Origin of the sequence: Chryseobacterium jejuense, assembly GCF_900100075.1 — a bacterium.
Classification (GTDB): Bacteria; Bacteroidota; Bacteroidia; order Flavobacteriales; family Weeksellaceae; genus Chryseobacterium; species Chryseobacterium jejuense.
Map to the genome: position 1 here is coordinate 400,628 of NZ_FNEG01000004.1, position 14,826 is coordinate 415,453.

Annotated in this window: 16 protein-coding genes; 11 read left to right on the top strand and 5 right to left on the bottom strand. The window is 35.2% G+C overall.

The genetic code is table 11. The features are described from left to right. Nucleotides 1-161 precede the first annotated feature (161 nt). The 3 genes from pruA (at nucleotide 162) to BLS98_RS14085 (ending at nucleotide 2,882) form a co-directional block, all read left to right on the top strand. Nucleotides 162-1,787 (top strand): L-glutamate gamma-semialdehyde dehydrogenase, encoded by a 1,626-nt coding sequence (pruA, locus tag BLS98_RS14075; RefSeq protein ID WP_089737136.1) that lies wholly within the window; start codon nucleotides 162-164, stop codon nucleotides 1,785-1,787. A 301-nt stretch (nucleotides 1,788-2,088) separates the two neighbouring features. After that, complete coding sequence (locus BLS98_RS14080; RefSeq protein WP_089737137.1) at nucleotides 2,089-2,298, top strand: cytochrome C551; 210 nt, start codon at nucleotides 2,089-2,091, stop codon at nucleotides 2,296-2,298. Nucleotides 2,299-2,678: 380 nt separating this feature from the next. After that, a complete protein-coding gene (locus BLS98_RS14085; protein ID WP_089737138.1) occupies nucleotides 2,679-2,882 on the top strand; it encodes a hypothetical protein in 204 nt (67 codons plus the stop codon). Between the two features lie 391 nt (nucleotides 2,883-3,273). Here the strand turns inward: BLS98_RS14085 and BLS98_RS14090 are convergent, their stop codons facing one another. Continuing rightward, complete coding sequence (locus BLS98_RS14090) at nucleotides 3,274-4,899, bottom strand: tetratricopeptide repeat protein (protein ID WP_089737139.1); 1,626 nt, start codon at nucleotides 4,897-4,899, stop codon at nucleotides 3,274-3,276. Between the two features lie 295 nt (nucleotides 4,900-5,194). On the opposite strand from BLS98_RS14090, the gene BLS98_RS14095 reads away from it, so the two are divergent. Beyond that, nucleotides 5,195-6,355, top strand: coding sequence for a thioredoxin family protein (locus BLS98_RS14095; protein ID WP_089737140.1), 1,161 nt, complete (start codon nucleotides 5,195-5,197; stop codon nucleotides 6,353-6,355). Nucleotides 6,356-6,494: 139 nt separating this feature from the next. Here the strand turns inward: BLS98_RS14095 and BLS98_RS14100 are convergent, their stop codons facing one another. Continuing rightward, the gene (locus BLS98_RS14100) at nucleotides 6,495-7,517 is read right to left on the bottom strand and encodes a 3-oxoacyl-ACP synthase III family protein (RefSeq protein ID WP_089737141.1); all 1,023 of its coding nucleotides are present in this window, start codon (nucleotides 7,515-7,517) and stop codon (nucleotides 6,495-6,497) included. Nucleotides 7,518-7,590: 73 nt separating this feature from the next. Here BLS98_RS14100 and BLS98_RS14105 point away from each other — a divergent pair, with 73 nt between their 5' ends. The 4 genes from BLS98_RS14105 (at nucleotide 7,591) to BLS98_RS14120 (ending at nucleotide 11,094) form a co-directional block, all read left to right on the top strand. Next, complete coding sequence (locus BLS98_RS14105) at nucleotides 7,591-8,490, top strand: magnesium transporter CorA family protein (RefSeq protein ID WP_089737142.1); 900 nt, start codon at nucleotides 7,591-7,593, stop codon at nucleotides 8,488-8,490. Between the two features lie 250 nt (nucleotides 8,491-8,740). After that, complete coding sequence (locus tag BLS98_RS14110; RefSeq protein ID WP_089737143.1) at nucleotides 8,741-10,327, top strand: patatin-like phospholipase family protein; 1,587 nt, start codon at nucleotides 8,741-8,743, stop codon at nucleotides 10,325-10,327. Nucleotides 10,328-10,366: 39 nt separating this feature from the next. Further along, a complete protein-coding gene (locus BLS98_RS14115; protein WP_089737144.1) occupies nucleotides 10,367-10,870 on the top strand; it encodes a DUF2199 domain-containing protein in 504 nt (167 codons plus the stop codon). Further along, on the top strand, nucleotides 10,867-11,094 hold the full coding sequence (locus BLS98_RS14120) for a hypothetical protein (protein ID WP_089737145.1): 228 nt from the start codon (nucleotides 10,867-10,869) through the stop codon (nucleotides 11,092-11,094). The genes BLS98_RS14115 and BLS98_RS14120 overlap by 4 nt, the downstream gene beginning before the upstream one ends. Before the next feature lie 13 nt (nucleotides 11,095-11,107). Here BLS98_RS14120 and BLS98_RS14125 read toward each other — a convergent pair whose 3' ends face one another. After that, nucleotides 11,108-11,638, bottom strand: coding sequence for an NAD(P)H-dependent oxidoreductase (locus tag BLS98_RS14125; RefSeq protein ID WP_089737146.1), 531 nt, complete (start codon nucleotides 11,636-11,638; stop codon nucleotides 11,108-11,110). Nucleotides 11,639-11,729: 91 nt separating this feature from the next. Between BLS98_RS14125 and BLS98_RS14130 the strand changes: the two genes are divergently transcribed. Both BLS98_RS14130 and BLS98_RS14135 read left to right on the top strand, forming a co-directional pair. Further along, the gene (locus tag BLS98_RS14130; protein ID WP_089737147.1) at nucleotides 11,730-12,107 is read left to right on the top strand and encodes a winged helix-turn-helix transcriptional regulator; all 378 of its coding nucleotides are present in this window, start codon (nucleotides 11,730-11,732) and stop codon (nucleotides 12,105-12,107) included. Between the two features lie 96 nt (nucleotides 12,108-12,203). Further along, nucleotides 12,204-12,713, top strand: a complete 510-nt coding sequence (locus tag BLS98_RS14135) for a hypothetical protein (RefSeq protein WP_089737148.1) — start codon at nucleotides 12,204-12,206, stop codon at nucleotides 12,711-12,713. 156 nt (nucleotides 12,714-12,869) lie between these two features. Here BLS98_RS14135 and BLS98_RS14140 read toward each other — a convergent pair whose 3' ends face one another. Beyond that, complete coding sequence (locus BLS98_RS14140; RefSeq protein WP_089737149.1) at nucleotides 12,870-13,421, bottom strand: DNA-3-methyladenine glycosylase I; 552 nt, start codon at nucleotides 13,419-13,421, stop codon at nucleotides 12,870-12,872. Then, complete coding sequence (locus BLS98_RS14145; RefSeq protein ID WP_089737150.1) at nucleotides 13,418-13,738, bottom strand: nucleoside triphosphate pyrophosphohydrolase family protein; 321 nt, start codon at nucleotides 13,736-13,738, stop codon at nucleotides 13,418-13,420. Before BLS98_RS14145 ends, BLS98_RS14140 begins: the two co-directional genes overlap by 4 nt. Nucleotides 13,739-13,908: 170 nt before the next feature. On the opposite strand from BLS98_RS14145, the gene BLS98_RS14150 reads away from it, so the two are divergent. Next, entirely contained in the window at nucleotides 13,909-14,823 is a 915-nt protein-coding gene (locus BLS98_RS14150; protein WP_089737151.1) for an alpha/beta fold hydrolase, read from the top strand. Nucleotides 14,824-14,826 lie beyond the last annotated feature (3 nt).

Below are 14,826 nucleotides of genomic sequence, written 5' to 3' on the forward strand. Positions count from 1 at the left end.
AATATTTTCAAAATTTAACCCTCAAAAATGATATATATTAATCATTATAGGGCACTAAGGTTTATTTCATAAAAACAGATGAGATTTTTTTCTTTCCTTATAATTATCGTAAATTTGTATACACATACTTATTTAATTTAATAAAAATAATAAAACGTAATATGTCAAAAGCAATTTCGCAAGTACCATTAGCGGTAAATGAGCCGGTAAATTCTTATGTACCGGGATCTCCGGAAGTTAAAAGCCTTATCGACACTTATAAAAAGATGTGGGCTGAGAAGGTAGAAATTCCAATGGTTATCAATGGAAAGGAAGTAAAAACTGATACAAAAGTACAACTTCAGTCTCCTCAGGATCATGCTCACGACTTCGGATTTTATTACCAAGGGGGTATGCAGCATGTGGATGATGCTATCAATTCAGCATTGGCAGCTAAAGAAGCATGGAATGCACTAGGTTGGGAACAACGTGCAGCAATTTTCTTAAAGGCAGCAGATCTATTGGCTGGTCCCTACAGAGATGTAATTAATGCAGCTACAATGATTGGACAGTCTAAAAATGTTCACCAGGCTGAGATTGATGCAGCTTGTGAGTTTATCGACTTCTTAAGATTCAACGTAGAGTTCATGACAGAAATGTATTCTGAGCAACCAGTTTCTGACAACGGAATCTGGAACCGTGTAGAGTACAGACCACTAGAAGGATTCTGTTTTGCAGTAACTCCATTCAACTTTACAGCAATTTCTGGAAACCTTCCTACTTGTATGGCCATGTTAGGAAACGTTGTAGTATGGAAGCCTTCTGATAAGCAGGTTTATTCTGCAAAAGTAATCATGGATGTATTAATTGAAGCGGGTCTTCCTGCTGGAGTTATCAACATGATCTTTACAGATGGTAAAGAAACTGCTGAGAAAGTATTGGCACACAAAGATTTTGCAGGTCTTCACTTTACGGGTTCTACAAAAGTATTCCAGGGAATGTGGAAAATGATCGGTGACAATATCCACAACTACAGAACATATCCAAGAATCGTTGGAGAAACTGGAGGTAAGGATTTTGTTATTGCTCACCCTTCTGCCAACGTAGAAGCTGTAGCTACGGCTTTAGTAAGAGGTGCTTTCGAATACCAAGGACAGAAATGTTCTGCGGCTTCAAGAGCTTATGTTCCTAAGTCTCTTTGGGCTGATGTGAAAAAAGTAATGGAAGCTCAGATGGCTACTATTAAAATTGGTTCTCCAGTAGATCCGTCTAACTTCGTAAACGCTGTAATCGACAAAAATTCTTTCGAAAAATGTAAAGGATATATCACCAGAGCTAACGAGTCTTCTGAAGCTACTGTAGCAATTGGTGGTACTTGTGACGATTCTAAAGGATGGTTCGTACACCCAACAGTAATTGAAACTACAAACGCTCAATATGAAAGTATGGTAGAAGAGATCTTCGGCCCAATCTTATCTGTATTTGTTTACGAAGATGCGGACTGGAAAGAGACTCTTAAAGTAGTTGATTCTTCTTCTCCTTATTCATTAACTGGTTCTGTATTCTCTCAAGACCGTTATGCAATTGCTGAGGCTTACAAAGCATTAGAAAATGCATCTGGTAACTTCTACATCAACGACAAACCAACGGGTGCCGTAGTAGGACAACAGCCTTTCGGTGGTGGTAGAGCTTCAGGAACTAACGATAAAGCTGGTTCTAAAATGAACCTTCTTAGATGGACGTCTGTAAGAAGTGTGAAAGAAACTTTTGTTTCTCCAAAAGACTACAAATATCCATACCTAGGGTAATGATAAGTAATGAGTAATAGGTAATGAATAATGCTTGCCTGTTCTTTCAATATAGCCTCGGAATTTCGGTTTCGGGGCTTTTTTGTGGAGTGTTACGAGGTACGTGATTCGAGATTCCGAGGTTTGAGGTTGATTCTAGCTATCAAAGGACCTCAGCTCGCGCCAACTCTAATACGCTCAAACCCTCCCACCCCAGCCTACCTAACATCTTTTAACAAACTTTACCTATATTTTACGACTTCCCAGCCCCTGTTAGGAATAATAGTTGTGCTTTCATAGAAACACCCCAAAATAAAATTGTATGAAAAAGTTATTGCTAACAGCCATCGGCATAGGATTATTTGCAGTGAGCTGTGGAACCAAGGAGTCATCTATGTCTACCAGCAAAAGTGATTCGGCTAATACACGGGCTGCATCACCCATTACCAAAGATACCATGACTACAAAAATGACGAATCCGGATACCATTAAGGTGAAAAAGGATTCAATGGCAACACCTCCTGCCAAATAGTATTATATACGTTCAATTTAAAATGAAAAATCTGCAGTTGAAAGCGCTGCAGATTTTTTTTGGTTAGGATTAAAACCTAAATTCATTTAATTATTGAATGGAAAATTTTAGGTTTGGGCTAAAGCCAATGGATTTTTTAAATTTATTTGATTGGCCGGGCTTCCTTCGTGAACTTCGTTCGTAAACCTTCAGTTTATGCTCAGGATTATAACCCGCCCCTATTGATGTGGATATCCGTATGGATATATAAAGAAAAAAATAGTTGTTTAACGACAAGATCTTTTATCTTTTATCTTTTATCTTTTATCTTTTATCTTTTATCTTTTATCTTTCATAAATTCATTATATTTGATTAACACCAAACATAAAAAAGTATTATTATGAGAAAATTATGGCTAGGAGCAATTCTTGGACTTCTTTTCCTTGGAAGCTGTGCTCAAAATAAAGAAAAAAGAGAAGAATTTAAGGAGGCCCACAATAAAGATTCTTTACTCAACAAAATGGGTGATTCTGCTGTGGCTAATTCTGAACCGGCAGCTCCAGATACTTCAAAAGTAAAAACCAACAGTACCAAGACTAAATAAAATCGCAAATCCACAGAATATCTGTGGATTTGCACTTAAAAAAACTTGACTGAAAAAAAACCGGGCAATCAACCCCGATTATATTGTATAATCATATTCTAATCAGAATATTCTCTTTTATAGATAAAAAGAGGAACCGTGGCTATTTCATGAAAACGAAATATACACGCGTTCCATATCTAAAGTTTCATGGTTTGGATTGTTGTGGGGAATAATATTCTATTTCAGAAAAAGGACAATACCTTCGAAAATAAAATAGATAAGATGTAATATGATTGTAGTCATTCCCGTAACACTGTCGCAAAGATATGTCAGGAGTAGTCTTACAAAAAACAATAGGTTATCCATTTTCGTGAAAATGGCAAGACAGAATATGAAAAGCTATACCTCTTTAACTATTTTCGCGAAAATGAACATTTTTATCTAGTTGATTTTCAGCATCAAGATGTTTAATATAGGCTGATGGTGAAAAATCGGTAACCGCTTTGAATACTGCAGCAAATTTACTGTGTGAAGAAAAGCCACATTCATCCGCAAGGATACTGATCTTATATTGTCTGTACTTCTCATCATTGATAAGCTTATCTACAATATAGTTGATTCTTAGTCGGTTGACATAAGTTTTAAAGTCTGAACTTTTATGTTGATTGATAACATATGAAAGGTACTTGGTATTGGTATTCAATTCCCCTGCTAAAAATGAAAGAGACATGCCCTTATTGTTGTAAAGATCACCTTTTTCAAACTCATCAAGAAGTTCGAGCAGTTTAGTTTCAGTTTCGGAAGTCATTAAAGAGTCATTTCTCTTTCGGTCTGCTTCAGAATCTTTCTCGTCTATTTCTTCTACTGATATATTTGAAAATTCAGAATTTACAGGTTGTCTTACCAAAGATCCTTTGTAGCTGTTAGCCACATTCATTTGAGTTCTTATTATATTTCTCAGCTTTGTAAACTGTCTTTTCTGTCTTGTTTTGAAAAAAATAATTAAACCTACCAGTGAAACAAACAAAATAATAATAGCGGCATTCTTGGCTACATTCATTTGTCCGTTTCCTTTGTTAGTTTTAGTTACTATATCTTTAGTTTTTCCGGAAAACCCTTGATTACGGGCTGCAATACTGTCATAGGCTCTCACATATTTTACCGCATATAAAGAAGCTTTAAAATTATCTCCTATTCCTTCATAATAGTCATTGATATTGGAATAAACGGCTTTCTTCAATTTCAGACTTCGGGAAGTATCAGCAATTTTTTCGGCTTTTTTCAGATATACTTCAGCATCTTTCCAGTTCTTTTGTTTTACACGAATTCCTCCCAGTCCGTTATAAATTAATCCAAGAGTACAGCTTCCGGTTTTTAACAAACTCTCTGCTTTTCTATAATAATCTTCAGAAACAGTGTAATCATTAAGTTTAAAATAAACATCTCCCAATAATTGATAAGAAGTCGCCTCAGTTCTATCTTCGTCGTGGCTGTTTATATTTTCAAAGTTCTTAAGAGAAAATTCAATGTATTGTATTGCGTTTACATAATTTCCAACTTCCATTTCATAAAAAGCCATTTCCTGATTCAGTATTCCTTCTGCTTCATTACTTTCCTGAAAATCAGAAATTTGTTTGGAGGCCTCCAGTCCTTTTGTAATATATTTTTTAGCTCTTTCGTATAACCCTACCTGTCTATATTGTTTCGCTAGTAATTTGCATACACGGGCCATCCATTCTTTATCATCCGCCAGTTCCACTAGTGAATGGGCATTTTCACTATAGCAAATTGCTTTTTTAAGATCTCCCCCATGATGATAAAGTTCTGAAGAAATCATGAGGCTTTTCACCTTTTCCAGCGGTTTGTGAGTCGACAAATAAAGAGAATCAGCAGTATTGATTGCTTTGGGTAAATCTTTATACGCTGTGATAGAGGAAATCCTTTCGCATGCTTGATCGAAATCGTTTTTTTTCTGGGCAGATATGGAGATTGCTGTGGCCAGCAAGAGCAAAAGTTTCAATAGATTATTAGACATAAAAAAACAAATTATTATTCTTATAATAATTCATCATTTTCTCACGAGGTGTCTTTTTGTTTTCTACAAAATTAGTAATATTTTACTTTTAATTAAAATATTCTATTGAAATTTAATCATTTAACTAAAACAATCATTTACATTAATTTTAACAATAAGTCTAAAACAATAGATGTTTTTCTTTCATATAAGCCTATACCTATATTAAAAATAAAGTTCTTCAATAATTATTTTCAATGTGAATAACTTAAATGTCATCATATTTATTACATTTGCAGGAAACAAAACGTTTTTTATGAAAAAGATAGTAATACTTTCTACTCTATTTATAGGTGCATTGGCATGGGCACAGGGCATCAAATTTGAGGATGGTAATTTTGCCTCTATCCTTGCCAAAGCTAAAAAAGAAAACAAACTGATCTTTGTAGACGCTTATGCATCATGGTGCGGACCATGTAAACTGATGGTAAAAAATATTTTCCCTTTGAAAAATGTAGGTGATTATTATAACTCTCATTTTATCAATGCTAAAATTGATATGGAAAAGGGTGAAGGAATTGAACTTGCCAAAAAATACAATGTAAAGGCCTTTCCTACCTATTTATTTATTGACGGAAATGGGGAAGCTATACACAGAACCTTGGGATATGTTGAAGAAAAAGACTTCATCCAGTTTGCAATGGATGCCAACGACCCAAGTAAAAGACTTACTTCTTTAAAACAACAATTTGAAAAAGGAGAAAAGGATCCTTCATTTCTAAAAAACCTGGCAGAACTTACCATCTATAATGATGCAGAGTTTGCTGAAAAAGTGCTGAATCGTTATTTTCAGGTAAAGCCTACGATGGATGCAGAAGATGCTCAATTGCTTATTTCCGGTATACAAACTACGGAAAGTCCTTTATACAAGATCTTTCAGGATAAAAAAACAGAGATTGTAAAGCTTTTTCCTGATGACAGGTATGAAAAATTTAATCAGAACTTCCAAATGAGTACGATTACTAAAAAGGCTTATAATCCTGATACTAAAACTTGGGATGACCAATACTTTATTACAGAAGCTCAGAAATTTGTAAGCAAAGAAAATGCTGAGAAATTATTAAAAAAACTAAAAGCCAGCAGAGCTTTAAAAAACAAAGATATTGCGCTTTTTGAAAAACTGACTTTAGAAGTATATCAAGATTACTCTAAGGCAGGTTCTAATGAATTAAATTCAGCAGCTTGGAACTTTTTTGAGAACATAACTAATAAAACCTCTTTGGAAAAAGCGGTAGCATGGGCACAGGATTCTGTAAAGAAGAAAGAAAGCTTTGCCAATGCAGATACGCTTGCTAATCTTTACAATAAGATTGGAGATAAGAAAAATGCAAAAATGTGGGCTGAAAAATCCATTGAGCTTGCAAAAGCTGAAGGGCAAGACTCTTCTGATACTGAAAAGCTGCTAAAAAGCCTTTAATGTATAAGCAGAAATATAAAATAAAAACCGCAGAATGTTCTGCGGTTTTTTATGTGTATTGGATGTGTATTGTATAAACCACCCCATCAAAAATTCTTACAGAAGAGAGGAATGATTACGCCTTCAATAATATACGTCATTAGTATTCAAAAAGAACACTTCCCCAGGTGAATCCGCTTCCGAAAGCTGAAAGAAGTACTAAATCTCCTCTCTTGATTTTCCCTTGTTCAACTGCTTCACTTAAAGCAATTGGAATAGAAGCAGCCGTTGTATTTCCATATTTCTGAATGTTATTGAAAATCTTCTCATCCGGCAATCCGAATTTCTGCTGTACAAACTGAGCAATTCTAAGGTTCGCCTGGTGAGGAATAAACATATCAAGATCTTCCACTGTTTTTCCAGCTTTGTTTAAAGCTTCCATCATCGTTTCCGGGAATCTTGTTACCGCATGCTTGAATACAAAGTTTCCGTTCATGATAGGATACACTTCTTTATTCGTTACATTTTCCGGTTCTTTTCTCATTCTGTCACTCCATCCAAACTTAGAACCTGGGAACTGTGTACACAATTCATCTGCATATTTCCCTTCAGAATGCATATTTACAGCTAAAATATCTCCTGCGTTTTCATCTTCTGTTGCTGAAAGCACAACTGCTCCTGCCCCATCTCCGAAAATCACAGAAACCCCTCTACCTTCATCAGAAAAATCCAACCCAAAAGAATGAACTTCTGCTCCTACCACAAGGATATTCTTATACATTTCTGACTTAATGAAAGCATTGGCAACACTCATAGAATATACAAACCCTGAACACTGGTTTCTTACATCTAGTGCTCCGATGGTATCACATCCAAGCATATCCTGAAGCAAAACTCCACATCCTGGAAAATAATAATCCGGAGAAAGGGTTGCAAACACAATATAGTCGATATCTTTAGCTGTTAAACCCGCTTTCTCAATAGCCTTTTCAGAGGCTTTAAATCCTAAGTAAGCAGCAGTTTCCTGAGAATCATTTCTGTTTTTTCTATGTCTTCGCTCCTTGATGCCTGTTCTTTCCGTAATCCATTCATCATTGGTAGTCATTAGTTTGGCTAGATCATCATTTGTAACAACGTTATCTGGAACATAAAATCCCACACCTTTTATTGTACTTTTAATCATATAGTTTTATAATTTTGGCAAAGATAAAACTTATTTAACACATAGTTTTTCAAAATATTAGTATTTTTACTTTATGCCAATTGATACGATATACAGAAGCTCCCAATGCGAATGGGTAGATGTAGAGGCTCCTACTGCAGAAGACCTGAAATTCCTTCATGAACGATACGAAATCAACAACCTTCTTCTGGAAGATACCATGGATCCCAATCACCTTCCCAAATATGAGGAAGACGGGAATGTAAAATTCTTTCTTCTCCGTGAAAGTACAGAACTGGAAAGAAAGAACCTGAATACCATCAGTGATATCAGCACAAAAATTGCGATTTTCATCCTGGATAAAACCATTATCACTATCCACAGAATGAAAACCAGAAGCATTTCTGAAACCAAGAAAAAGCTAACGCTCACCCAGGAAGAAGTAACGCCTCAGAAAACAGCTTTAATGATCGCGATATTGATTATGAAAAGTTTTGATGATGAATCGATAAGCTTACTGGAAACCATGGACAATATTGAAAATGAAATCTTCCTTAAGAATACCAATCATACCAGCCAGATCCGAAGGCTATACAAACTGAAAAGAAAATCCGGACTGAATTCAAGGGTTTTGGTTATTTCCACAGATGCTATAGATAAATTCAAGCTATTGAACCTGCAGGATTCTGAAATTGTGGATTTAAAGGATAAGCATAAGGATGTAGTAGCTGATTTTGACCATCTGAATATTCAGATTACCAACCTTATCTCTATGTTCTTGGCTCTTTCGGATCAGAAAGCCAATCAGGTGATGAAGGTTTTAGCAATCTATTCGGTGTATTTCTTACCGATTACCTTTATTGCCGGAGTTTACGGGATGAATTTTGATAATATGCCGGAACTTCATCACAAATATGGCTATTATTTTACGATAGGAGGTATGGCTTTGGTTGTCATCAGTACGTTTATCTATGTGAGACGGAGACAATGGTAGATAGATGTTGCTGAATTTTATTTCCCACAGAGGTCACGGATTATACAGATGGCTATGTATATCTGCTTAATCCGTAAAATCTGCGAGAACCTCATCTCATAATATCCTTATGAAGGCCCTCAAACGTTTTTGGCTTTGCTATCAAATCAATGCTATCAATCTTTACTATAAAACAGTCTTACGGTTTCCAAATAAGTAGTAATTTAGAGATTGCTTCACCTACAGTTCGCAATGACAAAAACCTGAGACTATGAAAACTGAAGATCTTAATACCATTCTGCAAGATGATTCCCTTTCTCAGGCATCTAAAGATAAGCTTGTGGCTTTACATGGGTATATTTCTCCTAAGGAATTTTCTGATCTTTTAGATACAAAAGGTAATCAGTATATAGAGTTTGTACAGGAAGGCGGTGGTGTTTGGGGAAGTGCTTTGGTGGGTTATCTTTATGGATTGGAAATCTTCGGCATCCGATTTCTGAAAGTAGCAGGAACGAGTGCCGGAGCTATCAACACCATGCTTATTGCAGCCTGCAAAACAAAGGAAGAACCGAAAAGTAAGCTTATTAACGATATCTTGTTCAGCTGGAATTTTGCTGATTTTATGGATGGGAAAACGTATGTAAAGACAACCCTGCACGGAATGTTGAACAATAAAAATTTCTTTAAGATTAATGCTGTAATTGCTGCTATTTTTTTCATTATTCTTGTCAGTATTCCTTTTGCCACTCCTTCAGGAAGTATTCTGAGTGCCAAACTGATGTTTTTAATTCCATTGATTCCTGCGGTTATTCTTTTTTTCTGTGTTAAAAAATTATACAACAACTTCAGAAAAGAAAACAGCGGACTTAATCCTGGAAATGTTTTCCTGAATACGATGAAAACAGCTTTGGATAGCTTTGGAATTAAAACAGTAGCAGACCTCAATGAGAAATTCATACAAAAAGAACAGGACCTGAACCTCAACTACCGCTATGGAAACGGGCAGGAATATTATAACATCACTTTAGCAGGTATTGAAAAAATCAGGGTTAAAAATCTGGAACATATCGACCAGACAAGGTATAAAATCTATTATGACAGTGCTGTTAATAATGATTATTATAAAAACAACCCGTTTTATCTTCTCCGATCTGAATATGTTGTGATTACCACAGATATCAATGCCAAAATAAAAGTAGAACTGCCTACTATGGCTAATTTATATTGGTCTGAGGAAGAACTGAAGCATATCAGCCCGGCAGAGTTCGTGAGAGCCTCCATGTCTGTTCCTTTTTTCTTTGAACCTTTTCAGAAGAGAATTAATAAGGATGACAGTTCTGTAAAGTATGCCTGGAAATTCTGGATGAATACCAAGCAGGAAGATATAAACCCTGTTGGAGTTTTTATTGATGGCGGCAGTATTTCCAATTTCCCTATTGATCTGTTTCATGCAGACGAAGTTTTTTATCCGAGAATGCCTCTTTTCGGGGTACAGCTGACCAGTGATTCTGATCTTCTTTCTGAAAAGGGAAAAACCAGTGAGGAAATTCTCAAAACGCCCTTCAGCTATGCAGGAAACATCATCAGTACTTTACAGGGATTCAATGACAAAGTGTTTCTTACCAAACATAGTTTCTACCGTCTTTACAGTATCCAAACCGTTAACTGTGGTACCAGCAGCTGGCTCAATTTCTTTATGAAAAAGGAAGAAAAAGAGGATCTTTTCAACAGAGGTTTTCAGGCAGCCCTTGATTTTCTGAACCAATTTGATTGGGAGAAATACAAGTATGAACGTATGATGCTTACCATGAAGGAGAAAAAAATACTGAAGGAAGAGGATACGCCGACAGTGGGGTAAGGATTTTTTAAGTATTTTAGCTGGAAAGCAAAATGAACCATGAAATACATCTGTGAATGCTGTGGCGAGGAAAAAGAAGACTGGCCTGCATTAGCCTACAATTCCCCTTATTTTTATTCCTGCTTATCTGAGGAAGAACAGGAAAATGCTGAGCTTACTTCAGATCTATGTGTAGTTAAAGCACCAGAAGATACTCATCGATTTATCCGAACTGTTTTAGTACAGGAAGTCACTGATGACTGCAGAGACCTTGAATATGGAATCTGGGTTTCTTTAAGTGAAAAGAACTTCAATGAATATGTAGAAAATTACGACAATAAAGAATTTAAAGCAGAATATTTCGGATGGCTTTCCACTTACTTACCCGATTATGATTTTCAGGAAAGTGTTCCTACCACAGTGGTTGTTGACAATTCTATTGGACGTCCATTTGTTTTTCCACATCAAAGTTATGAGCATCCTTTTGTAAATGACTTTTATACTGGAATTACGAAGGAAGAAGCTGAAAAGAGAATCAATAGGGTTTTAAATAGTAAAATATGACCCGTTTTTATAAATATATTTTATTAATAGGATTTTCGATGATTTTCCTATCCATCATCATGTTTTTATTATCTGTAGGGATGTTTGCTGCAAGAGGTAACTATTCACAGTTTATGATCAAACTAAGCGAAATATCTTTTGTTTTCTGGTTTCCTTTTTTAATTATAGGAATACTTTTGACTGTATTAGGAATAGGAATCTATCTGAAAAAGACCTCCAAATAGACTCCCATTATTTTTATAGATTATCCAAAAAATCAAGATATGTTGGAACACTTCTCTCAATCCATTCATCTGAAGAATCTCTTTCTATTCCATAATAAACGAAAGGTTCTTCATATTGTGCTTTTATATAATCAAAAGTAAGTTCATAAGGACGGAACAGTTCCTTCATAGTGTATTTGTATTCTCCGGTCGCACTATAACCTTCTTCATCAATTCCCGCAGTAACGGCTAATGACATTTTCTTTCCTGCCAGTTTATAACCACTGTTGCTTCCATAGGCCCAACCATATAAAACCACCTCATCCAGCCATTGCTTCAAAAGTGGCGGACTGCTGAACCAGTAAAATGGAAATTGGAATACAATATTGTCATAAGATTCCATGAGCTCCTGTTCTTTGGATACATTAATTTTACCATCAGGATAAGCTTTATATAATTGATGAACAGTATATTTTTCCGGGTGTTTTTCTAATTCTTCAATCCATCTTTTATTGATGACAGATTTTTCAATTTCAGGGTGTGTAACAATAATTAAGGTCTTCATTATGTTTAAATTTCTATCGCAAAATTACGATAAGCAACTTACATTTCGTACATTAGCAACCAATTGTAGGGTACTATAAAAAATGTAAGTAATGACTAAAATAAAGGAAACCTCAACCAATTTCGCCAATAAAAAAGCCCTTGCAGACGAATGTCCCGAGGTTTATGCATCAAATATTATCGGTGGGCAATGGGCACTCGCCATCTGTTGCTATCTTATCAATGGCAAAATGAGATTTGGTGAGCTTAAGAAACGGCTTCAGAACATCACAGAACGCATGTTAACCCTCCAACTTCGTAGATTGGAAGAAGATAAAATCATTACGAGAACTGTATATGCTGAAGTTCCGCCGCGGGTAGAATATGAACTGACTGAAATTGGCAATAAGCTGAAACCTATTATCCTTGAGTTTGAAAAATGGGGAATAGAACACAAACAGTTAATCGAAAAAACCTCTGAAAATAAATAAAATAAATTCAACAAGAACAACAATTAAAAAGTAAATTATACTTCATTTTATTATTTTATGTAAATTTAATAACCAATTCACACACAAAATAATATCATGAAAAATCTAACATTCTTACTCTCCCTCGCAGCAGTAATTCTTTGCTACACTTCTGTACATGCACAAAAGATTTCTGATGGTCAAACCTTAGAAGTTAATGGCATGGATGTTACCTTCAATATTCTCAATAAAGAAAGTGTTGAATCTGGTGGCAAGCAATATGACCGCTATAAAGTTTCAGCATCTGTAAAAAATAAATCGGATAAAGCTTACAATATCAGACTATCTGCTTTTCCACAGATTGTAAGCAATATTGGTCTTGTAGAACTGGATTGTATGAATGCTACCGGAGCAAGGCTTACCTCTAAAAAGATTGAACTGAAAATGAAGGCCCAAATGATCAATGTAACGTATTCTGCTTATGACAAATCCGGAAAATTTACCACCAGCACGATTCCTGTTACCGGAAGTTATTATTTTGATCCCGGAGATACCATTAGTGACAATGCTATTTTTATTGTCCCACAAGGTGAAAAACCTGATGTTACTGTGAGAGGTTTAAGATAAGAATGCTTTGACAGAAGCATTTTGAACCTATTTTCTATGTACCTATGTGGTAATTATTTTTTTCACCACATAGATCCATAGATATTTTGTCAAGAAATCATTCGTCTATTCGTGACCTATAAAAATGAGAGTACAAGCGTATTGATGTTGTACATTCTACTTCTCTTTCCACAAAGGTTTTTGCTCTAATACTTTTGCATGAATCGGACAAGTCTCATGATGAGCTCCTTTCAGGTATCCTGTGCTCATCAGGAATTCATTTACAATCTCACCGCCTGTAAATTTGAATGTTTTCTTAAACAGTTTCATCCATTCCGGTAATGTTTTAGGATAATGATGCTCTATCCACTTTTCAAATGAACCGAATTCTTTTTGCAACTCAATGATTGTTTTTGCATTTTCAATAGCAGCATTCACTTTAAGTTTATTTCTAACAATACCGCTGTCATTCAAAAGTCTTTCGCGGTCTTCTTCCGTATACGCTGCTATTTTTTTAATATCAAAATTATCATAGGCTTTTCTGAAACTTTCTTCTTTCTTTAAAACCATCTCCCAACTTAAACCGGCCTGATTAATCTCGAGAATTAGCCTTCCAAACAATTCATTATCATCATGAATCGGAAACCCATAATAATTGTCGTGATAATTTTTGTGCAGTTCTTTTCTGCTTTCAGGCTGCATTCCTTCTATTGCTAAACAATAACTCATTTAAATATATTTTCTGTTTTAGTTAAGAATTTTTCCAAAGCTTCTTTAAGATCAATTCCTGTACGGTCTGCCAGGACGATCAGCCACCAGATATTTTCTGCTAATTTATGCTCCAATTCTTCTTCAGCATCTTTTTTTAACCATGTTTTCTGATGAGACATCACATTTCTCCCTATTAATCCTGCATCGGTAAGGTAAGCAAGTGCATCCTCCTCTAAGGTCCATTCTGTTCCGTTGCTTTTTATTTCCAGCTGATGATACATTTCCCTGATATCTAGGGAACGTTTTATGATTTTGTCAAAGTTATTTGTATCCATATTTTCCTATTTTATATAAAAAATTTCCAGAGGGTAAAGATAAATCAGGATGGTGACAACTGTCCGTCAGTAGTGTTTTTTAATTTTTAAATTTAATAATAATTCAAATCACTTTTATTTCCTTCTTATCAGAGAATGTTTAGTAATTTAGGCGGCTCAAAATGTCAACTATGAAATCATTTCTATCACTTCTGTTTTCCTTATTCTTAATTTCTGTACATGCTCAGAATATCTATTCAAAAGTGTATGGAAACCAACAAAATCCTGCTGTTATTTTTATTCATGGCGGACCCAGTGGAAATGCTACTCTATTTGAAGGAACAACAGCTCAAAAACTGGCTGATAAAGGCTTTTATGTGATTGTATATGACAGACGTGGTGAAGGCCGATCTAAAGATGAAAATGCCACCATGACTTTCAAAGAAAGTTTTCAAGATCTGAATCAGCTGTACAACACTTATCATATCAAAAAAGCACATATTGTTGCCCATAGTTTCGGAGGAATCATCGGCACTTTGTTTACTAATCAATTTTCGGAAAAGGTACAGACTCTTACCCTTGCAGGAGCATTATTTACCCAGCAGGAAACCTATAATCATATTTTAAAACAAGCCAAAGAACATTTTAAAAATGATAAGGCTCAGCTACAGGAGATTTCTGAAATAGAAAATCTGGATAAAAATTCTGCCGCTTATCGAAAAAGATGCTACGAAATTGCCAGTAAACTTAATTTCTTCAATATGCCCGATCCTACTTCGGAAAGTAAAAGCCTGAGAACGGAATATGAAGCCAGTGAATTCTATAGAAATAATATCAGAAACCACAATTCTCCTATCAAATTCTACCATAATGAACCTTTGAATAACCTTGATAATACAACCATTTTAAAGGGGATCAAAAGAAAAGGCATTCCTCTTTTTGCAGTGTATGGAAAAAATGACGGCATATTTTCCGAAAAACAGCTCAACCATCTTACAAATATTGTAGGAAAGAAAAATTTTAAGCTTATTGATAACTGTTCCCACTATTTATTTGTAGATCAGCAGGATGAATTTTTAAAATTTATTGAGCTAAAATTAAAATAAAGT

What these genes read in the sequence shown, in the direction of transcription:
- BLS98_RS14140 (WP_089737149.1), bottom strand. Translation starts at nt 13,421, where the DNA reads ATGAGTTATTGTTTAGCAATAGAAGGAATGCAGCCTGAAAGCAGAAAA.
- BLS98_RS14100 (WP_089737141.1), bottom strand. Translation starts at nt 7,517, where the DNA reads ATGATTAAAAGTACAATAAAAGGTGTGGGATTTTATGTTCCAGATAAC.
- BLS98_RS14090 (WP_089737139.1), bottom strand. Translation starts at nt 4,899, where the DNA reads ATGTCTAATAATCTATTGAAACTTTTGCTCTTGCTGGCCACAGCAATC.
- BLS98_RS14115 (WP_089737144.1), top strand. Translation starts at nt 10,367, where the DNA reads ATGAAATACATCTGTGAATGCTGTGGCGAGGAAAAAGAAGACTGGCCT.
- BLS98_RS14145 (WP_089737150.1), bottom strand. Translation starts at nt 13,738, where the DNA reads ATGGATACAAATAACTTTGACAAAATCATAAAACGTTCCCTAGATATC.
- pruA (WP_089737136.1), top strand. Translation starts at nt 162, where the DNA reads ATGTCAAAAGCAATTTCGCAAGTACCATTAGCGGTAAATGAGCCGGTA.
- BLS98_RS14095 (WP_089737140.1), top strand. Translation starts at nt 5,195, where the DNA reads ATGAAAAAGATAGTAATACTTTCTACTCTATTTATAGGTGCATTGGCA.
- BLS98_RS14135 (WP_089737148.1), top strand. Translation starts at nt 12,204, where the DNA reads ATGAAAAATCTAACATTCTTACTCTCCCTCGCAGCAGTAATTCTTTGC.
- BLS98_RS14105 (WP_089737142.1), top strand. Translation starts at nt 7,591, where the DNA reads ATGCCAATTGATACGATATACAGAAGCTCCCAATGCGAATGGGTAGAT.
- BLS98_RS14120 (WP_089737145.1), top strand. Translation starts at nt 10,867, where the DNA reads ATGACCCGTTTTTATAAATATATTTTATTAATAGGATTTTCGATGATT.
- BLS98_RS14130 (WP_089737147.1), top strand. Translation starts at nt 11,730, where the DNA reads ATGACTAAAATAAAGGAAACCTCAACCAATTTCGCCAATAAAAAAGCC.
- BLS98_RS14080 (WP_089737137.1), top strand. Translation starts at nt 2,089, where the DNA reads ATGAAAAAGTTATTGCTAACAGCCATCGGCATAGGATTATTTGCAGTG.
- BLS98_RS14110 (WP_089737143.1), top strand. Translation starts at nt 8,741, where the DNA reads ATGAAAACTGAAGATCTTAATACCATTCTGCAAGATGATTCCCTTTCT.
- BLS98_RS14125 (WP_089737146.1), bottom strand. Translation starts at nt 11,638, where the DNA reads ATGAAGACCTTAATTATTGTTACACACCCTGAAATTGAAAAATCTGTC.
- BLS98_RS14085 (WP_089737138.1), top strand. Translation starts at nt 2,679, where the DNA reads ATGAGAAAATTATGGCTAGGAGCAATTCTTGGACTTCTTTTCCTTGGA.
- BLS98_RS14150 (WP_089737151.1), top strand. Translation starts at nt 13,909, where the DNA reads ATGAAATCATTTCTATCACTTCTGTTTTCCTTATTCTTAATTTCTGTA.